Source organism: Rhizobium sp. BK176 (assembly GCF_024808055.1).
On record NZ_JANUBV010000005.1, the window covers coordinates 20,671 to 41,936 of the forward strand.

Here is a 21,266-nt window from a genome sequence, read left to right on the forward strand (position 1 = left end):
CCCTAGTCCCCGGCTGCTTTTGTCCCATCGGCGTTCAGGCCGACGAGTGCCGATCTTATCGCGCCAAGTCGAGCTGGCGCCACCGAAAAATGGCGTATGCCTGCCGCGAGGAGACCGGGCGTGCGCAGCGGGTCGCCGGCCATGTCACCGCAAATGCTGACCGGTCGGCCGCCGGCGAGCTTCACCGCCTGGGTCAGCAGGCGCAGCACGGCCGGTACGACTCGCTCTCGCTCCAGGCTGAAGCCGACCTCGTCACGTGCGGAGGCCACGAGGTATTGCGTCAGGTCGTTCGTGCCGAACGAAAAGAAGTCAGCGCCATCAAAGTCGTCGAGCATGAGCGCGGCTGCCGGTACCTCCACCATCATGCCGATCGGCGGAGTGCGGTGCGGCACGCCGCGGCGGCGAAGTTCGCCGGCTTCTTCGCGACAGATTTGCCGCATGTCATCAACTTCGGAAGGGAATGTCACCATTGGCAACATGATACGCAGGTTGCCAAAGACTGCTGCTCGAAGGAGCGCACGCGCCTGAACCCGCGCAATCTGCGGCCGGGCAAGAAGCAGACGGATACCGCGCAGCGAGCAGGTCTCGGTAATGCCCGGAAGCGGCTTGTCGCCCCCGACATCCAACATGCGGATTGTTACAGGACGTCCATCTGCCCATTCCAGGAGGCGTCGGTAGATTGCAAGCTGCTTTTCTTCGTTTGCTGCATCACCGAGCGACATCACCGCGAATTCAGACCGCATCAACCCTATGCCCGCGGTCACCTCGGCGGGAACCGCGTCCACTTCTGTCGGAGCGTTGACATTGACGGACAGGAGTACTTGCGTTCCGTCCGACGTGTACACAATTCCGTTGTCGAGTGGCAGAGCAGTGCTTTTTGACGGATCGCCGTGTCCCGCCGAGGTCGCGTTCGACTTGGCTGCCTGAAGAATGACAATACCAGTGTCACCATCAACTCCGATATGTTGCCCCCCTGCTGTTACGAAGCGGCCGGCGCCGATCACCATCGGTATCGACCGGGATCTGGCAAGCAGGGCGACATGACCGACCGCGCTGCCTGCGTAAAGAGCGATACCACCGCCGGCCGACCAGTCGTGGGCTAGGAAACGGCTGGGTTCCATATCCTTTCCAACATAGATCGATCCGGATGGAAAGTCGTCGACAGTCGTTCCCGTGAGCACCGACAAGACGCGGTTCTTGATATCGAGGATGTCAACGGCGCGCGCCCGCAATTGGGCTTCTTCCGAGCACTCCAGTTCCCGGATGTATCCATCGAGTGTTCCGACCCAGGCGAATGCCGCGTTTTCGCCAGCCTCGATGCGCGCGCCAGTCGCCTCGGTCAGCGTCGGATCGCGAAGTACCTCAATCTGAAACTCGACGATATCGCCGCCCTCCGGGTCCGTCCCGGTGGCCAGTTCCTGCAGTTCGAGAATAGCTTTCTCGATCGCACTTGCGAGCTCGACCTGGCCGGATAAGCTTGACGGGATTGACGCGGCGGGTTCGACCGGTTCGGCTACGAAGGCCGGGCCGCTCGCACTACCTGGCGAGGCGCTGGTGGCTTTCAGTCTAAGCGGTTCGGCCATGCTTCTTTTCCTCGTCGAAATTGCGCTCGATGAGGTCCTTCAATGCCCGGATGGCTTCTTCCGCGAGAATGCCGTTTGCACGGATCTTGAGCACCGAACCCTTGCGGATCTTGGCGCCCATGATCTTGATGATGCTCTTGCCGTTCAACCAGACGTCGTTGCCGTTGACCGCGACTTCGATCGAGCACGGAAACGACTTTGCCAGCCGCGTGAACGTCACTGACGGTCGAGCATGCAGTCCAACGCCATGCTTCACCTCGACTTCGGTCTGGCAACTGGCATGGATCTGCCCGGCCTCGTGGGCCCCAATACGAAAACCGCCGTTCATCAGGGTGATAGCTCCTCTGCCGTCGCGACCACCTTGGCCAACGACGCCCCACCGGAGGCCTCGGCAGCGGCAATAACGGCTCCTTCGACAACAGGGGCGTTGCAGATCGAAACCTTTTGGGAGCGGGGAGAACCGAGCATCTCGATCGCCATTTCGCTGTTGGTTTCGGCCCCCCCAAGGTCGACGAAGACGGCGACGCCAGCTTCCGACCATGCCTCGTCAATTGCCTTGAGAATTCCCCCGGCATCGGTGCCAAGCTCGCCTCGACTGTTGCCGCCCGACCAGGCAAGCGGCACGCTGTCACCCACCATCTGCCGCACCATCTCGGCGGTGCCTTTCGCGACCAGCGGCGAGTGGGAGACGATCACGATCCCGACGTTTGGGGTCTTCGCATTCATTCCGGGCGGTGCTCCTCAAGGTAGCGACAGATGGCGGTTGTCAGAAGGGCGCAACTCGAAGCGCCGGGATCGACATGTCCGATCGAACGGTCTCCAAGGTAGGCCGCGCGGCCGCGCATGGCCTTCATGGCGCCGGTCAGTCGGGCGGAAAGCTCTGCACGGCGCACGATATCCGTCAGGGGGGAATGTTGTGCGAGTGCATCCTGCACCGGATACAGGACGTCGAGCAGCGTCTTGTCGCCAGCGTTCGAGCGCCCACGGCGGGCCACGGCATCGATGGCCTGCTTGAGGGCAAGCGAAAAATCCTGTTCCCGGCCCGATTTGCGAAGCTCGCGCCCCATCTCAATCAGTAGTGTCCCGTAAAGTGGGCCGGCGGCGCCGCCGATGCTCATCACCAGGGTTAGGCCGATCCGTTCCAGCGCCTCGGGCAAGGGAAGGCCTGAGACCGTCGCTTCCTCGGCGCTGACCGCCTCGCAGCCGCGCTGCATATTGGTCCCATGATCGCCGTCACCGATCGCGCGATCGAGTGCGCAGAGGTGATCGCTATTTGCCGTGATCGCGGCCCGGCAAGCCTCAATCAATCCCGCGAGAAGAACCGGTTCTGCCTGCACCTGATAGCCTCCCAACCGCAGCACCAGCTCATGTCAGCCGTGCCGCGACCTCGAATACACCTGCCACCGCGACGGCTCCCGGATCCGGCACTCCCTCCAGATCCTTTTCTCCGATATAAGACGCGCGTCCGGCCCTTGCTTTCCGCATCGCTTTTGTCGACTCGGCGCCTGCCGCCGCCGCGCTTGCCGCAGCCGCTACGCCACCCGATCTCAAGGCCGCGAGCGCCGGCGCCAGCGCATCGACCATCGTGCGGTCGCCGACTGCGGCACCCCCATAGAACGTCATCCGATCAAGTCCGGCAAGCAGGGCAGCCGCAAGATCCGCCTTTTCCGCCATGGCTTTCGATGCGGCGGTAAAGAAGATCGAGAGCAGTACGCCGCTCGAGCCACCCATGCTCGTACCGAGAACCTCGCCGATTGCGGCCATAGTGGCGGCGGGGTCATTCAGCGGTAGCGCGTCGATCCGGGAAAGGATGCTGCGCGCACCCGTTGCCATGGTGGAGCCGGTGTCGCCATCGCCGACGCGGCTATCCAGGTGGTTCAATTCGCGTTCGAGGGAAATCAGATGCTCGCAAACTGCGGCAAGGAGCCGGCGGTTCCCGCCATGGTCGCTGACCGAAGTGACCTCGGCGAGGGTGGAGGTGCTTGCTGGTGCAGGAATGACTGTGATCTCGTGCCGTTCGACGACGGGTGCCCATGCGTGCGGTTCGACCGCAGCCTTCAGTGCGGCCTCGCGGGTGGCATCCAGACGGATCAGCGAAAGCGAAAAGCCGTTCATGTTGAGCGCGGTCATCATCGGAGCCGGCCCGACGATCAGCCGGACGCGGCGGGCAAGAGAAGAGGACAACACGGCGTTGGCAATGACGCCCATTTCAAGCGGCGGTACCGCGCCGAGGTTGTTGATCAGCAGCCCATAGTCGCCCGCGCCATCAATCCTTGCAGCCAACCGCTCGCTCATGGTTGCCACGAGATCTGCAACCGGCTGCAACGCGATGCGCTCGACGCCGGGCTCTCCGTGGATTCCAAGGCCGAGCTCTCCCTCGTCGGCCCCCATCCGATCCTCATGTGCTTGGCCTGGTACACTGCAGGTCGAAAGTGACATGCCGAGGGATACGATGTCGCGCGCTGCCGCAGCTGCCTGTGCCGTGACCGTCTTCAGGTCAGCACCGGATTCGGCGTGGTAGCCGGCGATCTTGTGCACGAACAGTGTGCCGGCAACGCCGCGGGGCTGGTTGATGCCGGGGATGGCAATGTCGTCGGCAACGATCACCATCTCGACTGCGAACCCCTCGGCACGCGCCTTTTCGGCGGCCAGGCCGAAGTTCAGGCGGTCGCCGGTATAGTTTTTGACAATGAGCAATGCACCCTTGGGGCCGGTGACGGCTCGGATTGCGGTCAGCACCGCATCGACGCTGGGCGAAGCAAAAATCTCGCCGGATACCGCGGCCGTCAGCATTCCCTTGCCGACGAAGCCGGCATGCGAAGGCTCATGGCCCGCGCCGCCGCCGGAGATGATCGCGACCTTCGACCGGTCCCAGCCGGCGCGGAGGATCACCTTGATCTCAGGGAAGCTGTCCAGACGGGCAAGGCGCCCGGGGCTGCTCGTCAGAAGCACGCCGTCGAGGGCTTCGGTTACGATCGTTTCCCGGCGATTGAAGAAGTGTTTCATGGAGAGAGACCCGTCTGTTCATGCGAGTGTTTTGTTTCGTTCGGTGTCACAGCCGCTGGCCGCTGGCGTCGAAATAAAGCGGATCGCGTAGTGTCAGGCTGATTCGATCACCTGGCCGAATTGCAAGATATGGATCGGCAAGTGTGACGAGCTTGTGGTTGCGCACCCGGATGTGCAGGTGGTTCTGGTCTCCCAGGTGCTCGATCCAGTCGATTTCCGCATTGGCATTCTTGTCAACGATGATTTCAAGATGTTCGGTTCGCGCCCCGACCGTCCTGGTCCCGGGTGGTGGATTGGCTCCGGGAAGGAGATCGGCGGGCAGCAGGTTGATGTGCGGCTGGCCGAGACGGGCAGCGACATGAAGGCTGGCGGGATTGCCGTAGATTTCACGCGGCGTTCCGACCTGCAGCAGTCGGCCTCCCGCGACGATGCCGATGCGGTCTGCCATCGTCATCGCCTCGACCTGGTCATGGGTCACATAGAGCAGTGTCGAGCCGAGCTCCTTCTGGATGCGCTTCAGTTCCAGGCGCAGTTCCGCCCGCAGCTTCGCATCGAGCGAGGAGAGCGGTTCGTCCATCAGGTAGATGGCGGGCCGCCGCACCAGCGCCCTGCCGATCGCAACGCGCTGCATTTCGCCGCCCGAAAGGCGTGTCGAACGGTTCTCCAGCTTATGGTCGATCCTGACCATCCGTGCAATCTCCCGGACGCGGCGGTCGATCTCCTCGGCCCCGAGCTTGCGCACCGGCGCTCGCAGCGGAAAGGCGAGGTTGTCGTAAACCGTCATGTGCGGGTAGAGCGAGTATTGCTGGAAGACGAAGGCGACATCCCTTTCAGCCGGTGCCTCGCCGGCAACGCTGCGACCGCCGATTTCGATCCGGCCGCTGTCGGGGCGCTCCAGGCCTGCAATAAGGCGCAGCGTCGTCGTTTTGCCGGCGCCCGTCGGCCCAAGCAGGACGACGAACTCGCCGTCACGGATCGACAGGTCCAGATCAGCGAGTGCCTGTGTGTCGCCGAAACGCTTGTTGAGACCCTTGAGCGCGACGTCAGCCATGACGTTCCTCCGAATACAGCGCCGAGGCAATGGCGCGGCCCGACTTGCAATCGAACAGCGCCAGCTTGGCCGGGTTGAACTCAAGGCCAACCGTCTCGCCGATATGGAAATTACGGTTTGCCGGTACGCGCGCCTTGATGACGCCGCTCGAGGTCTCGACCGCCACCACCTGATTGGTCCCGAGATATTCGCTGCCATAGACGGCGCCACGCAACGGAGAGGCGTCGCTGAAGCGGATATGCTCCGGCCTGACGCCGAGCGCCAATTCGGCTTCCGCTAGATCTTGATGCACCTCGGGAATACTGACGTTGACGCCATGCAGCGAGATCGATTGTGCGCCCGTCTGAAGGCCTGAGGTGAAGCGCATGAAATTCATCGGCGGCGAGCCGATGAAATCGGCGACATACATGGTCGCTGGTTTGCTGTAGATTTCCTGCGGCGTGCCGAACTGCTCGATGACGCCGTGGTTCATCACGGCGATCTTGTCGGCCATCGCCATCGCCTCATGCTGGTCATGCGTCACGTAGACCGTCGTCGCATGGATGCGGTTGTGGAGTTCGCGCAGTTCATGGACCATGACCTCGCGGAACTCGGCGTCGAGCGTCCCGAGCGGCTCATCCATCAGGAAGCACTTCGGGCGGCGCACGATTGCTCGTCCGAGCGCCACGCGCTGGCGGTCGCCGCCGGCAAGCCCGGAGACGGATCGGTCAAGGATATGATCGATCTGCAGCAGCCGCGCGGTTTCCTCGACACGCTGACGGATCTCCGCCTTCGGCATGCCTTGCGACAGCAGCGGGAAGGCGATGTTCTTGCGCACGTTCATATGCGGATAGAGCGCAAAAAGCTGGAAGACGAAGGCAATGTCGCGGGCGCTGGCGCGGTTGAAGGTGACGTCTTCGCCGTCGAGGTAGATCTTGCCGCTCGTCGGCAGTTCGAGGCCGGCGATCATGCGAAGCGTCGTCGTCTTGCCGCAGCCAGACGGTCCGAGTAGCGCCAGGAACTCGCCATCATGGATGACGAAGCTCGAATCCTGCACGGCGACGAAGCTGCCGAACTGCTTGCGGAGGTTTTCGATCCTGATATCGGCCATGGCTCACTCCGGGAACTTCGAGACGATGATGAACATGGCCGTGCCGGCCAGCAGTGTCACCAGCGAATAGGTGTAGAGGACCAGCAGGAATGGCTGGAAGAGCATCAGGAAGCCGATGGCGATCAGCGCGGTTGCGATGTTCTCCATCGGGCCGCGACGCAGGAAGAAGGGGCGCTTCGGGCGGGATGGGCGCGGTGTTTCTATCAGATGCGTCATTTGCGGACCGCTCCGAAGGTGATGCCACGCAAGAGCTGCTTGCGTAGGAGAATAGTGAAGACAAGGATGGGGATGAGGAAGATCGTCGTTCCCGCCGCGACCGCTGGCCAGTCCTGACCACCTTCGCCGATGATGGTCGGGATGAAGGGCGGCGCCGTTTGGGCCTCGCCGGAGGTCAGCAGTGCCGCAAAGGCATACTCATTCCAGGCGAAGATCAGGCAGAAGATCGCGGTGGCAGCAATGCCTGTCGTTGCCTGCGGCAGGACGACCTTCCAGAAGGCCTGCAGCCGCGTATAGCCGTCGATCATCGCGGCTTCCTCATATTCGCGGGGGATCTCGTCGATGAAGCCCTTGAGCAGCCAGACGGCGAGCGAGACGTTGACCGCAGTGTAAAGCAGGATCATGCCCAGCGCCGTGTCGGAAAGCCCGAGCTCGCGGTACATCAGATAGATCGGGATGGCGACAGCAATCGGCGGCATCATGCGGGTCGACAGGATGAAGAACAGCAGGTCATCGGCGAGCGGTACCCTGAAGCGGGAGAAACCGTAGGCGGCCAGCGTCCCCAACGAGACGGCCAGGAAGGTCGAGCCAAAAGCGATCACCAGCGAGTTGGCAAAACGCGGCAGGAAGTTCGACGGGCCGGCGATCACCATGTTGCGCTTGCGGGTCACCTCGTCGCAGGTGCCGGTCGGGGCGGGCAGGGAGGCGATGTATTCCGGCGTCTGGCGCGTTCTCGTCGTCAGAAGGTTGCAGTACCCCTCCAGCGTCGGCGTAAAGACGATCTTCGGAGGATAGCTGATCGAGTCGGGCGGCGATTTGATGCTGGTCAGGAAGATCCAGACGAGCGGGATCAGCGTGATCAGGGCGTAGACGATAACGATGGCGCCGGCGATGCGCTTGCTGGTCGAGCTCGGTTCGACGACCGAATGGGCTGAGGTGGCGGAACTCATCGTTGCTTCACCCTGTTAAGTGCCTTGACGTAGATGTTGGCGAGGCCGAACACGGCGACGAAGAGGACAATGGCGAAGGCCGAGGCCCGCCCGGTTGCCCAGCTCTCGAAGGCCGCGCGCTTCAAGGTGATCGAGGCGACTTCGGTGGTCGAACCCGGACCGCCGCCGGTCAAAAGCGTGACCATGTCGAACATCTTGAAGTTCTCGATGCCGCGAAACAGCACGGCGAGCATGATGAAGGGCAGGGCCATCGGTACGGTGATCGACCAGAACTGGCGCCATGCGGAGGCGCGGTCGACCTCCGCCGCCTCGTAAATATAGTCGGGAATGGAGCGCAGGCCCGCCAGGCAGATCAGCATAACGTAGGGTGTCCACATCCAGGTATCGACAATGATGATCGCCCAAGGCGCAAGCGTGACGCTGCCGAGCATCTGGATATCAGCGGTCGGAATGCCGGTGACCAGAGAAACAGCATAGGCAAAGAGCCCGATCTGCGGCTCGTACAGGAAACGCCAGAAGTTGCCGACGACCGCGGGGGACAGCATCATCGGGATCAGGATCAGGGTCGTCCAGAAGGCGTGGCCGCGAAACTTCCGGTCGATCAGGTAGGCGAGCGTAAAGCCGATGATCGTCTGCAGCAGGATCGTCCAGAACACGAAATGGGCTGTCGTCTGCATCGCCTGCCAGATATCGGGGTCGGTCAGCACGCGCTCGTAGTTGTTCAAGCCGACGTTCTGAACCGGCGCATTTGGGCGATTGGCGCGATAATTCGTGAACGACAGATAGATTGCCCAGATGAGCGGGAAGATGTTGATGGCGAGAAGCAGGATGATGGTGGGGGCGATAAACACCCAGGCGATCGCCCGGTCGGACAGACCGCGGACCCGGCGAGCGACCGATACCGGTGTTGCTCTCGCAGTCGCATCCGCTGCCTGCTCGACCATGGAGGAAGAGGAAATGTTCAAGGTGTCACCTGGTCTTTGCGTATGTGAGACACGTGGCGGCCCGGCCGTCTTGGCAATCCGGGCCGCCATTCTGGCAAGAATGTTGTGCGTCCTGCCGGACACTAGATCTTGCCGTCGTCCTTGAAGACTTCGGTCCAGTCCTTCACCAGGCCGTCAAGCGCCTCCTGGGCGGTGCCGTTGCCGGCCACGACATAGTTATGAACGCGTTTCTGCATGTCCTGGAGTAGGGTTGCATAGCTCGGCTCGGCCCAGAAATCCTTGACGATCGCCATCGAGTCCAGGAATGCCTGGGCGTAGGGCTGGCTGGAGGCGAAGTCCGGGGCGTTGACGACCGACTTCAGGCACGAGTAGCCGCCGAGCTGCCACCATTTGGCCTGCACCTCAGGCTGCGCGAACCACTTGATGTACTGCAGAGCGGCGTCCTTCTTGTCGGAATAGGAAACCACCGAGATGCCCTGTCCGCCAAGCTGGGCGAAATGCTTTTTTTCGGCCGGGTTGGGGAAGAAGCCGATCTTGTCGCCGCCGACCTTTTCGTCCTTGTAGAGGCCGGGCCACGTGAAGGCGAAGTTCATCTGCATCGCCACCTGGCCCGACTTGAAGGCGTCGGCGGATTCGACCATGTAGACGTTGGAGCTGCCGGGCGGTGTGCAGCAGTCATAGAGCGCCTTGTAGAATTCGAGGCCCTTGACGGCGTCAGGTGAGTTGACAAAGCCTTCCATCTCGTAGGGCTTGTCGGGGTTGTCGTACTGGAAGCCCCAGTCATAGAGGACGTTGGTCACGCCCATCGTGATGCCTTCGGAGCCGCGCTCCGTATAGATCGAGGCTCCGTAAACGGTCTTGCCGTCGATCTCGCGCTTCTGGAAGAACTCGGCGATCTGCTTCAGCTCGTCATAGGTCTTCGGCGCTGCGAGATCTCGGCCATATTTTTCCTTGAATTCCTTTTGCAGTTCTGGCCGCTCGAACCAATCCTTGCGATAGGTCCAGCCGACGACGTCGCCCATGGCGGGCAGTGCCCAGTAGTTCGGCGTGTTCTTCGGCCATTCCGAATAGCCCACGACGGTCGCCGGCACGAAGTCATCCATCTTGATGCCTTCCTTGTCGAAGAAGTCGTTGAGCTTGACGTAGTGGCCGTTCTCAGCCGAGCCGCCGATCCACTGGCTGTCGCCGATGATCAGGTCGCATAGCTTGCCGTGGGAGTTCAGTTCATTGAGGAAGCGGTCCGCGTAGCTCGTCCAGGGCACGAACTCGAACTTCATTTCGGTGCCGGTCTTGGCGGTGAAATCCTTCGAGAGTTCGACCAGCGCATTCGCCGGGTCCCAAGCGGCCCAGCAGAGTGTCAGTTGATCGGCTTTGGCGAGATTGGGCAGCGCCGACGAGATGATGAACGCCGAGGCCAGCCCGAGAAGGGCTTTCGATTTCTTCTGCATTAGTTCCTCCCAGAACCAAAGGCCGGCTCCCCGCCGACCGCGCAAGTTCACCCATTTCTGAAAATGCTAACATGAACTCCTCAACTCTCATGTTTAGCAATATGTTTAGTAATAGATAAATTTATAAACAAAGCAAGCGGGTTTTTATTGTTGCGACGCCTAGGGCCGGACTGCTTGTTTACGACGCCGAAAGGCCAGAAACCTTGCCGATATCAGGGCTTGCCTTGCTATTGGCGGCGTGTCGCCCAAAAGCTGAGGCGCCCGGGCATGGAACTGCTTCTCCATGATCGTCGCCGCTTCCGTCGCCGCGAGGATGGAAGCGCTTCGGTCGCGCCTCCGGCGCACATCGAGATCATCCGCGTCTAGAGATCAATGGATACCGATATCGTATCCCTGGGGTAGTACTTGGCGCACCCGGCACGCTCAATGCCTCGATACGTTGAAATTATTCTCGCTCCCTGCGAGGTTTTCCGGTAATATAGTTGGGGAAGCGATAGCCGACTAGCGCTCGAGAGAGCTCATGAATTCGCGCCTCGTCGCTCGGCACTACTCAAATTTCAGATGACATATCTTCCGCCACCGCAAGGTGGCGTCGATGCAGCACGCGTGGCCGCTATTTCGCACGTCAACGGTCCCGCAAGTCCTTGAAGCAACGGGAGAAGGAAGATGGATTTCATCGAACAATGGTTCGGGGTTTCCCCAGACGGCGGCGACGGTACGACCGAACTCCTCTTTTTTGTGATCATCATGGTCCTCCTTGCTGCTATCGTCTGGCGTCGCTGGATAACGCATCGCAAAACCCGCAACTTTTGAGTGCTCCAATGGTTCCCGTCCCGTTTGGCGGCGGCGGAGCAGTGCGCGGCATTTCGGCCATGAACGATCTCTCGTTTTCGGACCACTGCGGTCAAAGCAACTTGCAGCGGCGGTTCATGGACGAGCTACTTGCGAGGAGGCACGCCTATGACCACGGATGTTGTCACAATTTATGAGGACGCAGGCTTTGGAGGACGAAGCAAAGCGCTTGCGCCGGGTGGCTACCGCTTTTTTACACCCGACGATTTCAACGACGTCGTGTCTTCCATCAGGATTCCAACAGGGCTCGGGGCGCAACTCTTCGAGCATGCCGATGATGGCGGCGGCTATGGCATTTCCATCGACTTGCTGGAGGATTGTCCGGATCTCTCTGTGTACGGTTTCAATGACAAGATCTCGTACGTGAACGTGTTTTCAATCGCCGATCGACCGGGCTTTGTCTGGGCGCGGAGCCGCATGGAAAACGGCCAGTTCATCCCGGGTCACTGGGAGCGCCAACGAGCGAATGGAGCCCTGCCAGACAACTCTACGGCAGTGGTGTCGCCGCCATATGCGCCACATCCCTCCACTGCGGCAACGGTGATGCAAGTTGACGGCGCCCAAACAATCATCACGTTCCTGGGCGGCCAGAACGGCTCGGACGCAGCAATGTGGGATCATGCGGTTGCCGACCAGATGGGGATCATCGGCAGCGACTTCAGAGGCCCCGAAGAGATTGGCTCGGCCGCTTTCGAGCGGGCGTCGAACAATATAGCAATTCCTGACAACTTGAACTTCTGGTATCCGCAAAAACAGCCGCGTGACCACCGATCCGTCGTCTATTTCAAGCGGACGCTGGTCGGCAAAGTGGATAGCGTTCATATCGCCGATATCAACGGTACCTACGAAGACCATGACGTCAACATAGACGTCATTCCCAACGAGAAGTACCAGTACCTTATCACCGACGGGCATCCACGCGAGTACACCGACATCATGAGCGCCCAGTGGAATCTGAGTCTTCACCAGTTGGGCAAGCCCAATTGCGACGATAGCGAGAGTGTCGCCGAGGCCGCCCTGGTCGAAGCGGAAATACAGCCTGACGGCGATGTCCACTCCGGAACGGCGCAGACATTGAACGACTTGATCTTGGCACGAGGGCCTCAGGATATCTGCATCTACGGTGTCTGGATTTACGACAAGGGCCACTGCTGCCACTCGGAGATTCATCCCGCCGAGCAAATCTGGTGGCGGGATGATGTCAGCGCCAATCAGCACAAGTATACGCTTAATGTCTTCTGCGATGCCTCCAAACGTTTCTGGTGGCGGGACCAGATGGACGATGGCACCAAACTCAAGCCTTGGGGTGCGCCACCGATTGCCGGCACATTTGCCATCGCGTTCGAGGCTGAATTGGGCAAACCCGCCGTCACATTCGAGGTATCCAACATCAATGATTACAACGTCGCGGTCATTCCCAATGGTAACCAAGTCTACAACCTCGTTTACCAGAACAACGTTCTCGTGTCGTTCATTCCACACAACGACGCGTTCAAGGTGACGTATGAGAACGTTGGATTGACCCGCGACAACAAGGTCAGGGGATTCCTCGTCATCCAGACAACGGTTGGAACTGTTACCCAGACGACAACCCGTCTGGTCATTCCCAATTCCAATCCGCAGTTAGCGCCGATCGTTGCGGATATCCCGCCCGGCACGGACGTCAACACGATAGATCAGCGGTTCGAACGGGAAGCCTTCAAGAAAGTTGAAGGGCGCTATATGTTCAGCGTGATGCAGACCAATCCGTTGCCGCACCTTGTGCACGGCGTCTGGAATTCAGATTTCCTACGACACCGGCTGCATGTCACACCGGAGATCGGCAGATAACACCACGCGAACTCGGGCTGCGTTTGCTTACGGCCCCAAAGCGGACCAACTTGTCGTTCAGCCAACAAAGCGGTCCGCCGACGGCATATGGTCACGCCCGGCGATCACGCCTGTCGATACCAGTGTCTCAAAGAACTCCACCTTGAGGTCGAAGGACTTCAGGAGTTTTTGGGTGCTTGGCAGGTGAATGAAATTAATCATGAGTCGTCCTGAAATAACGCTCGAGGAAGCGACTGTAAGCCCCCATCAGCGCGCTGAAGATAAAATAGACGGCGGCAGCAAAGACATAGCCTTCGAGCACCGCAATACCCTGCCAGGCGGGATCGCGCATGGCCGAGCGTACCGTGTCGAGGAAATCGAGCAGGCCGACAATGGTGACGAGGGTGGTGTCCTGGAAGAAACTGATAATGAGCGCGACGAGCGGTGGGATGACCTTCTTGATTGCCTGCGGCAACACGATCGTGAGCATCGTCAACCAATAGCCCATGCCGAGTGATGCACTCGCCTCCAGCTGACCTCTCGGCACGTCCTGCAGTCCGCCGCGCACAATCTCGGCGATATAGGCCGCGGCAAAGATGATAACGGCGATCTGGGCACGCAGAAGCTTGTCGACCGTCACACCATCCGGCATGAACAGCGGCAGCATGACTGTCGCCATGAAGAGGATGCTGATCAACGGCACGCCGCGAACGATTTCGATGAAGCTGGTCGCCAGCACACGGATCACTGGCAGGTCGGATGCGCGCGACAAGGCAAGCAGGATACCAAGCGGCAACGCCAGGGAAAGCCCGACGAAAGCGAGCATGAAGGAAAGCGGCAGGCCGCCCCATTGGGTCGTTGGAACCGCGGGTAGCCCGAGGACGCCGCCAGCCATCAGTCCATACAGAACGGGCAGGATGACGAACACCCAAACGAGCAGCAGGTTACGGCTCCATAGCTGCGGAACCATGGAAGCGACGGCCGCGCCGATGAAGACAATCAGCGAAAGAAATGGCCGCCACTGTTCCTCGAACGGATAAAAACCGAATGCCATGTAGCGAAGCTTGGCGCTGAGGAATGGCCAGCAGGCACCGCTCCCCACCTTGCAATCCTCAGGCGTTCCGGCAAACGTTGCGTCGATGAGCAGCCACCGGGTGGCGAGCCAGCCGATACCGATGACGGCTGCGCCGCAAAGGATGGTGATCAGCACGTTGCCCGGCGTCCCGAAGAAATCTTGCCACCAGCGGGATAGCCGTCGGGGAGGCGCGTCGCCTGTGGTTGTGCCGAGCACGAGTTGGAGTTCCGTCACGGTCAGCGCTCCTTCAGGGCAACGTGCTTGTTATACCAGTTCATGATGAGCGAAATGGCGATCGACAGGCCAAGATAGGCGCCCATGAAGATCGCAATGGTTTCCATTGCCTGTCCGGTCTGGTTCATGACGGTGTTGGACACCATCACGAGGTCGGGGTAACCGATGGCGATCGCCAGAGAACTGTTCTTGAAGACGGTAAGATATGTGTTGGTGAGCGGCGGAATGATCAGGCGAAGTGCCTGCGGCAGGATGACAAGGCGCATGGCTCGCCGCCGGGGCAGACCGAGCGCCATCGATGCTTCCCATTGCCCTTTATGGACGGCCTGGACGCCGGCACGGACGATCTCGGCGACGTTGGCAGATACGCTGAGTGCAAGCCCGAACCAGAGTGCCACAAATTCCGGCCTGACCTGCAATCCTCCCGTCAGGCGGAAGCGGCCCTTTTCCGGCAAGTCGATGGCCATGTTAACGTCCCCCAGCAGCAGGACGAGGCCAATCGGAGCAATGGTAGCGAGCAATGCGATGAGGGGGCCATGGTTGGAGGTGCCCGTAGCAAGCCGTCGGCGCAGCGCGATATGTCGAATGAGGAGCGCCGAGACGATGCCGAGCCCGACTGCTCCGAGAGCAATGGAAAGGCCGCGCTCAAAGCTGATGGAGGGGATGACCAGGCCGCTGTTGGAGAGATAGACATGCGGCGCGAGCGGCAGGGCTGCTCGAACAGGCGGCAGCACATTGATGATCACCGCGTACCAGAACAAGAGGTAGAGCAGAAGCGGAATGTTCCTGAGCGCCTCGACGTAGGACAGCATCAGCCGCTGGAGCAATGGATTGCGCGACATGCGACCGATGCCGACTGCAAGCCCCAGGATCGTGCCAAATAAGCCGGCCAGCAGCGAAACCTTGACTGTGTTCGCAAAGCCAACGAAGAGGGCGCGAGCAACGGTGTCGGTCGGCTCGTAGGCGATCGCGGCCTCGCTGATGACGAAACCGGCCTGGCGCGACAGATAGGAAAAGCCGGTCGTGATGTCATGTCTGGCAAGATTGTTGCTTGCGGTCGCAAACATCGACCAGGCGACAAGCGCGACGACGCCGATTGCCATCCACTGGTAAAAGAGCGCGCGAAAGCGCGCGTTGTTCATGAAAGCCATTGAGAGCATTCCGATGAGAAACCGCGCGAGGTGGTTGCGCCCGCAAGCTGCGGGCGCAATGTTGTCTCAACGGAACGGTGGAGCGTAGAGCAGGCCACCGGAATTCCAGGGCGCGTTCGGGCCGCGCGTCATGGCGAGGCGGGTGTTTTCCCCAAGGGCGCGGTCGAAGACTTCGCCGTAATTACCGACAGACTTGATGATGTTGTAAGCCCACTTGTCGTCGAGCTTCAGCATCTCACCCAGATTGTCGGTAACACCAAGCATACGCTGGATCTCCTGGTCGTCGCTCTTCAGCTTTTCATCGACATTGGCCTTCGTGATGCCCTTTTCCTCTGCCGCCATCAGCATCCAGACGGACCAGGACACGACGTCGCGCCAGTTGGAATCGTTTTGGCGAACGGCTGGTGCGAGCGGCTCCTTCGAGATCGTCTCAGGCAGGACGACATAATCGTCCGGCTTGTTGGAGACAGCGCGGATCGAGGCAAGGTCAGATCGGTCCGAGGAGATTGCGTCGCAACGTCCGCTGAAGAAGGCAGCGCGGTTTTCATCCGGGCTTTCGAAAACGACGAGCTCGAACTTGGAGCCCAGCTTGCCGAAGAAATCGCTGAGGTTCTGCGCCGTCGTCGTGCCCGGCAGCGTGCAGATTGCGGCGTCCTTCAGCTCTGCGGCGCTGGTGACGCCGAGCGACTTTGGCACCATGAGACCCTGACCGTCATAGAAGACGACTGGTGCGAAATCGAGGCCGAGGGAGGCTTCGCGGCTGTAGGTCTGCGTCGTCTGGCGTGAGAGAACGTCGATCTCGCCGGACTGCAGGGCCTGGAAGCGGGTGTTGATGTTGGTCGGAACATATTCGACCTTGTCACCATCTCCCAAGGCTGCTGCCGCGATCGCCCGGCAGATGTCGGCGTCGAAGCCCTCCATGCGCCCTTGGTCGTTGGGTGCCGCAAAACCCGGCGTCGCGAGCGACACGCCGCAGATCAGCTTGCCGCGCTGCTTCACCGTGTCGAGTGTGTCGGCATTGGCGATCGCAGCGGTGGCCAGTACGCCGAGAACTGCGCTGAGGCAGCCGGCCAGAGTTAGTCCTTTCATTCAATCCTCCCGTGATTGCGGCGTTATCGTCGGCAACTCCTCTTCGCCTTGGGTACGATAATGCCTCCAATATTGTCTACAATACATTATTTGCGTTGACAACGTATGGCCTGTCCTTTGATCGGGGAAGCTCTGACTGCCGTGAAACGCGCGGCCTGCAAGCCTGTGGAGCGTAGCCACAGTCTTTGGCTCAGTAAAATATTGTAGACAATTTGCGTTGACATAGCTTCGAAGGCTGCCTTAATAGCCGACGCGGGAGCAAGGGACGTGGTTGCTCGCGGAGGAGCATTCGCCCTGCCAGTGTAGCAAGGCGTTGCGGCTTGGACTGGCTGCAAACGAGCTGGACCAGCCTTCCGTGTGGGCTTTCTCCCAACCTGAAGTCATTGATAAAACCGTCCGCCCTTTAGCGAACGGACCGAGCCGCATCCTGTCAACTGGCCCACCTGATGCGCACAAGCCGAAACGGAGGTACCCCATGCACGATCTCTTACTCCGCAACGCCAGGCCGATGGCTGGCGAAAGCTGCGACATCCTGATCAGGCATGGCAAGATCGCGGGTCTTGGATCGTATCGGCCAGAAGACGGCATGGCCGTGGAGGATGGCAACGGCGCGATAGTCGTGCCGGGCCTGATCGACGCCCACACCCATCTCGACAAGACGACCTGGGGCATGCCCTGGCATGTCAACGATCGCCCCGCGATCCTGCAGGGGCGGATCGATTTCGAAAGAGAAAACCGGCAGGAGATCGGCATCGACGCACACCGGCAATCGATGCGTCATGCGATCGGCCTTGCGGCGAACGGCGCGAGCCACATCCGCAGCCATGTTGATATCGACACCAGGCACGGGCTGTCCCTGGTTGAGGGGGTGTGGAGGACGCGAGACGCGCTGAGGGACATCATCGATATCGAGATTGTCGCCTTCCCGCAATCCGGCGTCATGGTCATGCCGGGTACGGTGGATCTGTTGGATGAGGCACTGCGGCAGGGCTGCGAAGTGCTGGGTGGCATCGATCCCTGCGGGATCGACCGCGATCCCAAGGGACAACTCGACATCCTGTTTGCACTCGCCGTGAGACACGGCGTTCCGATCGACATCCACCTGCATGAAGCCGCAGATCTCGGCGCATTCACCATGGAACTGATCTTCGAACGCATCCGCGCCAACGGCATGGAAGGCAAGGTGGCGATCAGCCACGCCTTTGCGCTCGGCATGAATGACTATGTCAGGGTCGGGAAACTGATAGAAGAGATCGCCCGTCTCGACGTTGCGATCCTGACGACCGGTGCGCCGTCCGTCAACGTGCCCTCGATCATGCGGCTCAAGGAAGCGGGCGTGCGTGTCGGTGGTGGCTGCGACGGCATACGCGATACCTGGGGCCCGTGGGGGCAGCCCGACATGCTCGACCGCGCAAAGGTGATCGGCATGAAGAATGGACTGCGCACGGACCAGGAGCTTGCCCATGTTCTGAACGTCGTTTCGAAGGGCGGCGCCGACGTCATGCGGATCGACGGTTACGGCCTTGATGTTGGCTGCAATGCCGATTTCACGCTTCTGACCGGGGAGACACTTGCGCACGCCGTCGTCGACACCGCGCCCCGACCACTGGTCGTCAAGAACGGCCGCGTTGTTGCCCGCAAGGGCAAGGCCATCGTGGAGATGCCGTGATGAACAAAGCATCCCTGGAACTCGGCCGCCGCCCCGAAGGCCGTACGCTTCTTACCGCAAGCTGGGTTGTTGGCCACCAGGACGGCTCCCACCGCCTGCTGCGCAATGGCGAAGTGGTATTCGAGAACAACGAAATTCTCTTCGTCGGCCATCGCTTTCCTGGCGAAGTGGCTCGGCGCATCGATTTCGGCAATGCACTGATCAGCCCCGGCTTGATCGATCTCGACGCACTGTCCGATCTCGACACGACCATTCTCGCCATCGACAATCATCCCGGCTGGGCCAAGGGTCGCGTCTGGCCGCGCTCCTATGTCAAGGCCGGCCCCTATGAGATGTACAGCCAGGACGAACTGGCCTTCCAGAAGCGCTTCGCCTTTGGCCAGTTGCTGTTGAACGGCATCACGACGGCAGCGCCGATCGCCTCGCTGTTCTACCGCGAGTGGGGCGAGACCGTGGCCGAATTCGATGCGGCGGCTGATGCGGCCGGCGAACTCGGTCTCCGGGTCTATCTCAGCCCCGCCTATCGCTCCGGCGGCATGGTGCTGGAAGAACCGGGGCGCATGGTGCCGGTCTTTGATGAGGAGCGCGGCTTGAAGGGCCTGAAGGACGCTATCTCTTACATCGAGCGGCAGAACGGTCGTCACGGCGATCTCGTCCGTGGAATGCTGGCGCCTGACCGCGTCGAGACGTCTACCCTGGCACTCCTCCAGCGCACGGATGCTGCGGCCCGCGAACTCGGTTGCAAGTTCCGCCTGCACATGGCGCAAGGCGCCATGGAGGTCGATACGGTTCGCATGCTGCACGGCTCGACCGCCCCTGTCTGGCTTGCCAAGGCCGGCCTTTTGAGCGACCGGTTGATCGCGCCTCACGCCACCAATGCAACGGAGGAGGACCTTGCCCTCTACGCGAAAAACGGCGTTTCCATCGTTCATTGCCCGCTGGTCTCGGGCCGCGGCGGGAGCACGCTCAATTCCTTCTCGGCCTGCCGCAAACGTGGCATCAACATCGCCATGGGCACTGATACGGCGCCTGCTGACATGTGGATGAACCTGCTCGTCGGGTTGATCACGGGCCGCATCAACGATGGCGCGCCGGATCGGCTTCGCTCGGCCGATCTCTTCGATGCCGCGACGCTTGGGGGCGCGCGTGCGCTTGGCCGGACGGACCTCGGCCATCTGTCCCCCGGCGCTCGTGCCGATATCGCCGTCTTCGATCTCGACGACGTGATCATGGCGCCGTCGATCGATCCTATTACAACTTTGGTCACCAGCGGTTCGGGCAAGGTGACGCGCGCTGTGTTCGTCGACGGCCGCGTCTCGATGCTGTCCCGCAAGGTTGCGGGCCTCGACATGGAGAAGGCACGGGTACAGGCGCAGGCGCAGTATGACGGGCTGATCGCCAAGTATCCCGAACGAAGCTGGAGCAATCCCCCGGTCTCGGAGATCTTCGCTCCCAGCTATCCGGTTGACGCTGACCTTGGGTGAAGTTCGGTAGGCGGTCATCGACGTCCGCTATCTCGAACTAGAATTTCCGGGTCACCGCGACAAACAACGCGCCCCGTGAACTCCCGGGCGGCATCGGGTTTATCAAGGAGGCGACATCTGCTTAAGGATACAGCTACGCAAGGGCTGCTCGCAGGTCATGGGAAAGGTCGCGGATTTCGCTCAGGTCGAGTTCTGATTCAACGTGCTCTAGGTGATGGGCCATCAGGTGAGTGGCCTTCTCGGCATCCTTGGCGGCGATCGCCTCGACGATCTCCTCGTGCTCGTCAGGTCCGCAATTGAAGCGGCGGTTCGTGTTGCGGTAGACAGCAGTGATCAGCGAGGAGCGGGCGATCAGATCCCTCATCGTCGTGAACAGGAAGTCGGAGCCGACGGTTTCGGCTAGCAGTAGGTGGAAGCCACCGGAGAGCTTGATGATGTCGCTCGTGACGTCCGCGGCATTGGCAGCCCGTTCCTTGGCAACATGGTCGCGCAGCCGCCTGAGGTCGGTCTTGTTGACAGACTGGCACAGGCGTTCGACGACGCAACGCTCCACCGTGCGGCGTACGAAGAAGACATCGCGGGCCTCCTCGACCGAAGGCTTGGAGACGAACGCGCCCCGATTGGGAATGATCGTGACGAGACCATCGCGTTCAAGCACCGTGAGGGCCTGGCGGATGCGGGCGCGGCTGACGTTGAAAATCGCCGCCAGTTGCTCTTCCTTGAGCTGAATACCGGGGCGGAGCCTGCGCTCAGCGATAGATAGCCAGACTTTCTCGACAATTTGTCGCGCAGACGGGCCAGGTTGTTCGGTCACGAAATTCACTCCCATTCGGGTAAGAGAAGCTCGATGCCGCAGGGAAAGTCAACCGTAGCAATTGGTGTTTTGGTTGCATAATTGTCAGCAATATCGGGGCAAATTGTCGAGGAGAGGCAGTGAGTTCTTTGATGCAGGTCGACTTATCGGGCTTCAGGGCAAGCTGCCCGTCTGTTGAGGCGACTCATGACATCACGGCGGACTGGACCTGTGCGGATGAACATGCCGACGTGAAGCGGTGTGGACCGTAATCGAGGGCTGCCAGGCGGGTGTGAGGACAGTCTGATCATTCCGCCCCGGCGGACGGCCCTTGCCACATTGTCCAGAGATTTGAACTCAGAGCTTGGTTTTGGGATTCTATGCTGATCACAGCCATCTTGGCCACACTATAGTCACTGCAAGCAACGCCTTTCTCCTACGGTCTTCGGATTTGTAAAACGTCGCAAAGGGGAGATTAATGAAGAGGTTACTGATTTTCTCGTTGGCGGGCCTGGCGCTTGCGAGCTGCACACCGACGCAACAAGGTGCGGGTATCGGCGCCGCCACTGGTGCGGTGGTTGGTGGTGCCGTCACGAACGACGTGCGTGGTGCGGCCGTCGGCGCGGCGATCGGTGGAGCCTCCGGCGCCGTGATCGGAAACGTGGCCGGTCGTCCGGGCCAGTGCGAGTTTCGCGATCGCAACGGTCGGCGCTATATCGCAGCCTGCCCGCGCTAACGATGAAGACGGGCGGTGTCATTCGCGTGAGCAGGCGATGGGGGCCAACACGTTCTCTCAACACGGGCCATCCTGACGCCGGCTGG

The 21,266-nt window shown here is 60.7% G+C and carries 21 protein-coding genes; 5 read left to right on the forward strand and 16 right to left on the reverse strand.

Translation table 11 applies throughout. The features are described from left to right. Nucleotides 1-2: 2 nt before the first annotated feature. The 11 genes from FHT76_RS17385 to FHT76_RS17435 all read right to left on the reverse strand — a co-directional run bounded on the left by FHT76_RS17385 (nt 3) and on the right by FHT76_RS17435 (nt 10,288). The gene (locus FHT76_RS17385) at nt 3-1,583 is read right to left on the reverse strand and encodes a putative PEP-binding protein (protein WP_183861940.1); all 1,581 of its coding nucleotides are present in this window, start codon (nt 1,581-1,583) and stop codon (nt 3-5) included. Next, a complete protein-coding gene (locus FHT76_RS17390) occupies nt 1,567-1,911 on the reverse strand; it encodes an HPr family phosphocarrier protein (RefSeq protein ID WP_114713753.1) in 345 nt (114 codons plus the stop codon). Before FHT76_RS17390 ends, FHT76_RS17385 begins: the two co-directional genes overlap by 17 nt. Then, nucleotides 1,911-2,309 carry a dihydroxyacetone kinase phosphoryl donor subunit DhaM gene (gene dhaM, locus FHT76_RS17395; protein WP_183861938.1) on the reverse strand — a complete coding sequence of 133 codons (399 nt, stop codon included), beginning with the start codon at nt 2,307-2,309 and terminating at the stop codon, nt 1,911-1,913. The genes FHT76_RS17390 and dhaM overlap by 1 nt, the downstream gene beginning before the upstream one ends. After that, nucleotides 2,306-2,920, reverse strand: a complete 615-nt coding sequence (gene dhaL / locus FHT76_RS17400; protein ID WP_183861936.1) for a dihydroxyacetone kinase subunit DhaL — start codon at nt 2,918-2,920, stop codon at nt 2,306-2,308. The genes dhaM and dhaL overlap by 4 nt, the downstream gene beginning before the upstream one ends. Nucleotides 2,921-2,948: 28 nt before the next feature. Then, on the reverse strand, nt 2,949-4,589 hold the full coding sequence (locus FHT76_RS17405) for a dihydroxyacetone kinase subunit DhaK (RefSeq protein ID WP_183861934.1): 1,641 nt from the start codon (nt 4,587-4,589) through the stop codon (nt 2,949-2,951). 46 nt (nt 4,590-4,635) lie between these two features. Then, nucleotides 4,636-5,640 (reverse strand): ABC transporter ATP-binding protein, encoded by a 1,005-nt coding sequence (locus tag FHT76_RS17410; RefSeq protein ID WP_183861932.1) that lies wholly within the window; start codon nt 5,638-5,640, stop codon nt 4,636-4,638. After that, complete coding sequence (locus tag FHT76_RS17415) at nt 5,633-6,730, reverse strand: ABC transporter ATP-binding protein (protein WP_183861930.1); 1,098 nt, start codon at nt 6,728-6,730, stop codon at nt 5,633-5,635. Before FHT76_RS17415 ends, FHT76_RS17410 begins: the two co-directional genes overlap by 8 nt. Before the next feature lie 3 nt (nt 6,731-6,733). After that, nucleotides 6,734-6,946: a hypothetical protein gene (locus FHT76_RS17420; protein WP_007814759.1), complete on the reverse strand. Its 213-nt coding sequence runs from the start codon at nt 6,944-6,946 to the stop codon at nt 6,734-6,736. Continuing rightward, nucleotides 6,943-7,896 (reverse strand): carbohydrate ABC transporter permease, encoded by a 954-nt coding sequence (locus tag FHT76_RS17425; protein WP_016555185.1) that lies wholly within the window; start codon nt 7,894-7,896, stop codon nt 6,943-6,945. The genes FHT76_RS17420 and FHT76_RS17425 overlap by 4 nt, the downstream gene beginning before the upstream one ends. Continuing rightward, nucleotides 7,893-8,861, reverse strand: coding sequence for a carbohydrate ABC transporter permease (locus FHT76_RS17430; RefSeq protein WP_183861928.1), 969 nt, complete (start codon nt 8,859-8,861; stop codon nt 7,893-7,895). Before FHT76_RS17430 ends, FHT76_RS17425 begins: the two co-directional genes overlap by 4 nt. Nucleotides 8,862-8,962: 101 nt before the next feature. After that, nucleotides 8,963-10,288: an ABC transporter substrate-binding protein gene (locus FHT76_RS17435; protein ID WP_114713745.1), complete on the reverse strand. Its 1,326-nt coding sequence runs from the start codon at nt 10,286-10,288 to the stop codon at nt 8,963-8,965. A gap of 666 nt (nt 10,289-10,954) precedes the next feature. Here FHT76_RS17435 and FHT76_RS17440 point away from each other — a divergent pair. Further along, nucleotides 10,955-11,101 (forward strand): hypothetical protein, encoded by a 147-nt coding sequence (locus FHT76_RS17440; protein ID WP_183755383.1) that lies wholly within the window; start codon nt 10,955-10,957, stop codon nt 11,099-11,101. Nucleotides 11,102-11,248: 147 nt separating this feature from the next. After that, nucleotides 11,249-12,970: a hypothetical protein gene (locus tag FHT76_RS17445; RefSeq protein ID WP_183861926.1), complete on the forward strand. Its 1,722-nt coding sequence runs from the start codon at nt 11,249-11,251 to the stop codon at nt 12,968-12,970. Nucleotides 12,971-13,027: 57 nt separating this feature from the next. Here FHT76_RS17445 and FHT76_RS17450 read toward each other — a convergent pair whose 3' ends face one another. From FHT76_RS17450 to FHT76_RS17465, 4 genes are all read right to left on the reverse strand, one after another. Next, nucleotides 13,028-13,171 carry a hypothetical protein gene (locus FHT76_RS17450; protein WP_183862038.1) on the reverse strand — a complete coding sequence of 48 codons (144 nt, stop codon included), beginning with the start codon at nt 13,169-13,171 and terminating at the stop codon, nt 13,028-13,030. After that, nucleotides 13,164-14,258, reverse strand: coding sequence for an amino acid ABC transporter permease (locus FHT76_RS17455; RefSeq protein WP_259185741.1), 1,095 nt, complete (start codon nt 14,256-14,258; stop codon nt 13,164-13,166). The genes FHT76_RS17450 and FHT76_RS17455 overlap by 8 nt, the downstream gene beginning before the upstream one ends. 2 nt (nt 14,259-14,260) lie before the next feature. Beyond that, complete coding sequence (locus FHT76_RS17460; RefSeq protein WP_183861922.1) at nt 14,261-15,409, reverse strand: amino acid ABC transporter permease; 1,149 nt, start codon at nt 15,407-15,409, stop codon at nt 14,261-14,263. A gap of 66 nt (nt 15,410-15,475) precedes the next feature. After that, nucleotides 15,476-16,498 (reverse strand): amino acid ABC transporter substrate-binding protein, encoded by a 1,023-nt coding sequence (locus tag FHT76_RS17465; protein ID WP_183861920.1) that lies wholly within the window; start codon nt 16,496-16,498, stop codon nt 15,476-15,478. 475 nt (nt 16,499-16,973) lie between these two features. Between FHT76_RS17465 and FHT76_RS17470 the strand changes: the two genes are divergently transcribed. Then, nucleotides 16,974-18,167: an amidohydrolase family protein gene (locus FHT76_RS17470; protein WP_183861918.1), complete on the forward strand. Its 1,194-nt coding sequence runs from the start codon at nt 16,974-16,976 to the stop codon at nt 18,165-18,167. After that, a complete protein-coding gene (locus FHT76_RS17475) occupies nt 18,167-19,651 on the forward strand; it encodes an amidohydrolase family protein (protein WP_183861916.1) in 1,485 nt (494 codons plus the stop codon). The genes FHT76_RS17470 and FHT76_RS17475 overlap by 1 nt, the downstream gene beginning before the upstream one ends. 133 nt (nt 19,652-19,784) lie before the next feature. Here the strand turns inward: FHT76_RS17475 and FHT76_RS17480 are convergent, their stop codons facing one another. Beyond that, nucleotides 19,785-20,465, reverse strand: coding sequence for a GntR family transcriptional regulator (locus tag FHT76_RS17480; RefSeq protein WP_259185742.1), 681 nt, complete (start codon nt 20,463-20,465; stop codon nt 19,785-19,787). A 457-nt stretch (nt 20,466-20,922) separates the two neighbouring features. On the opposite strand from FHT76_RS17480, the gene FHT76_RS17485 reads away from it, so the two are divergent. Further along, nucleotides 20,923-21,180: a glycine zipper domain-containing protein gene (locus FHT76_RS17485; protein WP_183755391.1), complete on the forward strand. Its 258-nt coding sequence runs from the start codon at nt 20,923-20,925 to the stop codon at nt 21,178-21,180. Nucleotides 21,181-21,266: the final 86 nt, after the last annotated feature.

Coding starts and splice junctions, on each gene's coding strand:
- FHT76_RS17385 (WP_183861940.1), bottom strand. CDS start 1,583: ATGGCCGAACCGCTTAGACTGAAAGCCACCAGCGCCTCGCCAGGTAGT.
- FHT76_RS17390 (WP_114713753.1), bottom strand. CDS start 1,911: ATGAACGGCGGTTTTCGTATTGGGGCCCACGAGGCCGGGCAGATCCAT.
- dhaM (WP_183861938.1), bottom strand. CDS start 2,309: ATGAATGCGAAGACCCCAAACGTCGGGATCGTGATCGTCTCCCACTCG.
- FHT76_RS17405 (WP_183861934.1), bottom strand. CDS start 4,589: ATGAAACACTTCTTCAATCGCCGGGAAACGATCGTAACCGAAGCCCTC.
- FHT76_RS17410 (WP_183861932.1), bottom strand. CDS start 5,640: ATGGCTGACGTCGCGCTCAAGGGTCTCAACAAGCGTTTCGGCGACACA.
- FHT76_RS17415 (WP_183861930.1), bottom strand. CDS start 6,730: ATGGCCGATATCAGGATCGAAAACCTCCGCAAGCAGTTCGGCAGCTTC.
- FHT76_RS17420 (WP_007814759.1), bottom strand. CDS start 6,946: ATGACGCATCTGATAGAAACACCGCGCCCATCCCGCCCGAAGCGCCCC.
- FHT76_RS17425 (WP_016555185.1), bottom strand. CDS start 7,896: ATGAGTTCCGCCACCTCAGCCCATTCGGTCGTCGAACCGAGCTCGACC.
- FHT76_RS17435 (WP_114713745.1), bottom strand. CDS start 10,288: ATGCAGAAGAAATCGAAAGCCCTTCTCGGGCTGGCCTCGGCGTTCATC.
- FHT76_RS17440 (WP_183755383.1), top strand. CDS start 10,955: ATGGATTTCATCGAACAATGGTTCGGGGTTTCCCCAGACGGCGGCGAC.
- FHT76_RS17445 (WP_183861926.1), top strand. CDS start 11,249: ATGACCACGGATGTTGTCACAATTTATGAGGACGCAGGCTTTGGAGGA.
- FHT76_RS17450 (WP_183862038.1), bottom strand. CDS start 13,171: ATGATTAATTTCATTCACCTGCCAAGCACCCAAAAACTCCTGAAGTCC.
- FHT76_RS17460 (WP_183861922.1), bottom strand. CDS start 15,409: ATGGCTTTCATGAACAACGCGCGCTTTCGCGCGCTCTTTTACCAGTGG.
- FHT76_RS17465 (WP_183861920.1), bottom strand. CDS start 16,498: ATGAAAGGACTAACTCTGGCCGGCTGCCTCAGCGCAGTTCTCGGCGTA.
- FHT76_RS17470 (WP_183861918.1), top strand. CDS start 16,974: ATGCACGATCTCTTACTCCGCAACGCCAGGCCGATGGCTGGCGAAAGC.
- FHT76_RS17475 (WP_183861916.1), top strand. CDS start 18,167: ATGAACAAAGCATCCCTGGAACTCGGCCGCCGCCCCGAAGGCCGTACG.
- FHT76_RS17485 (WP_183755391.1), top strand. CDS start 20,923: ATGAAGAGGTTACTGATTTTCTCGTTGGCGGGCCTGGCGCTTGCGAGC.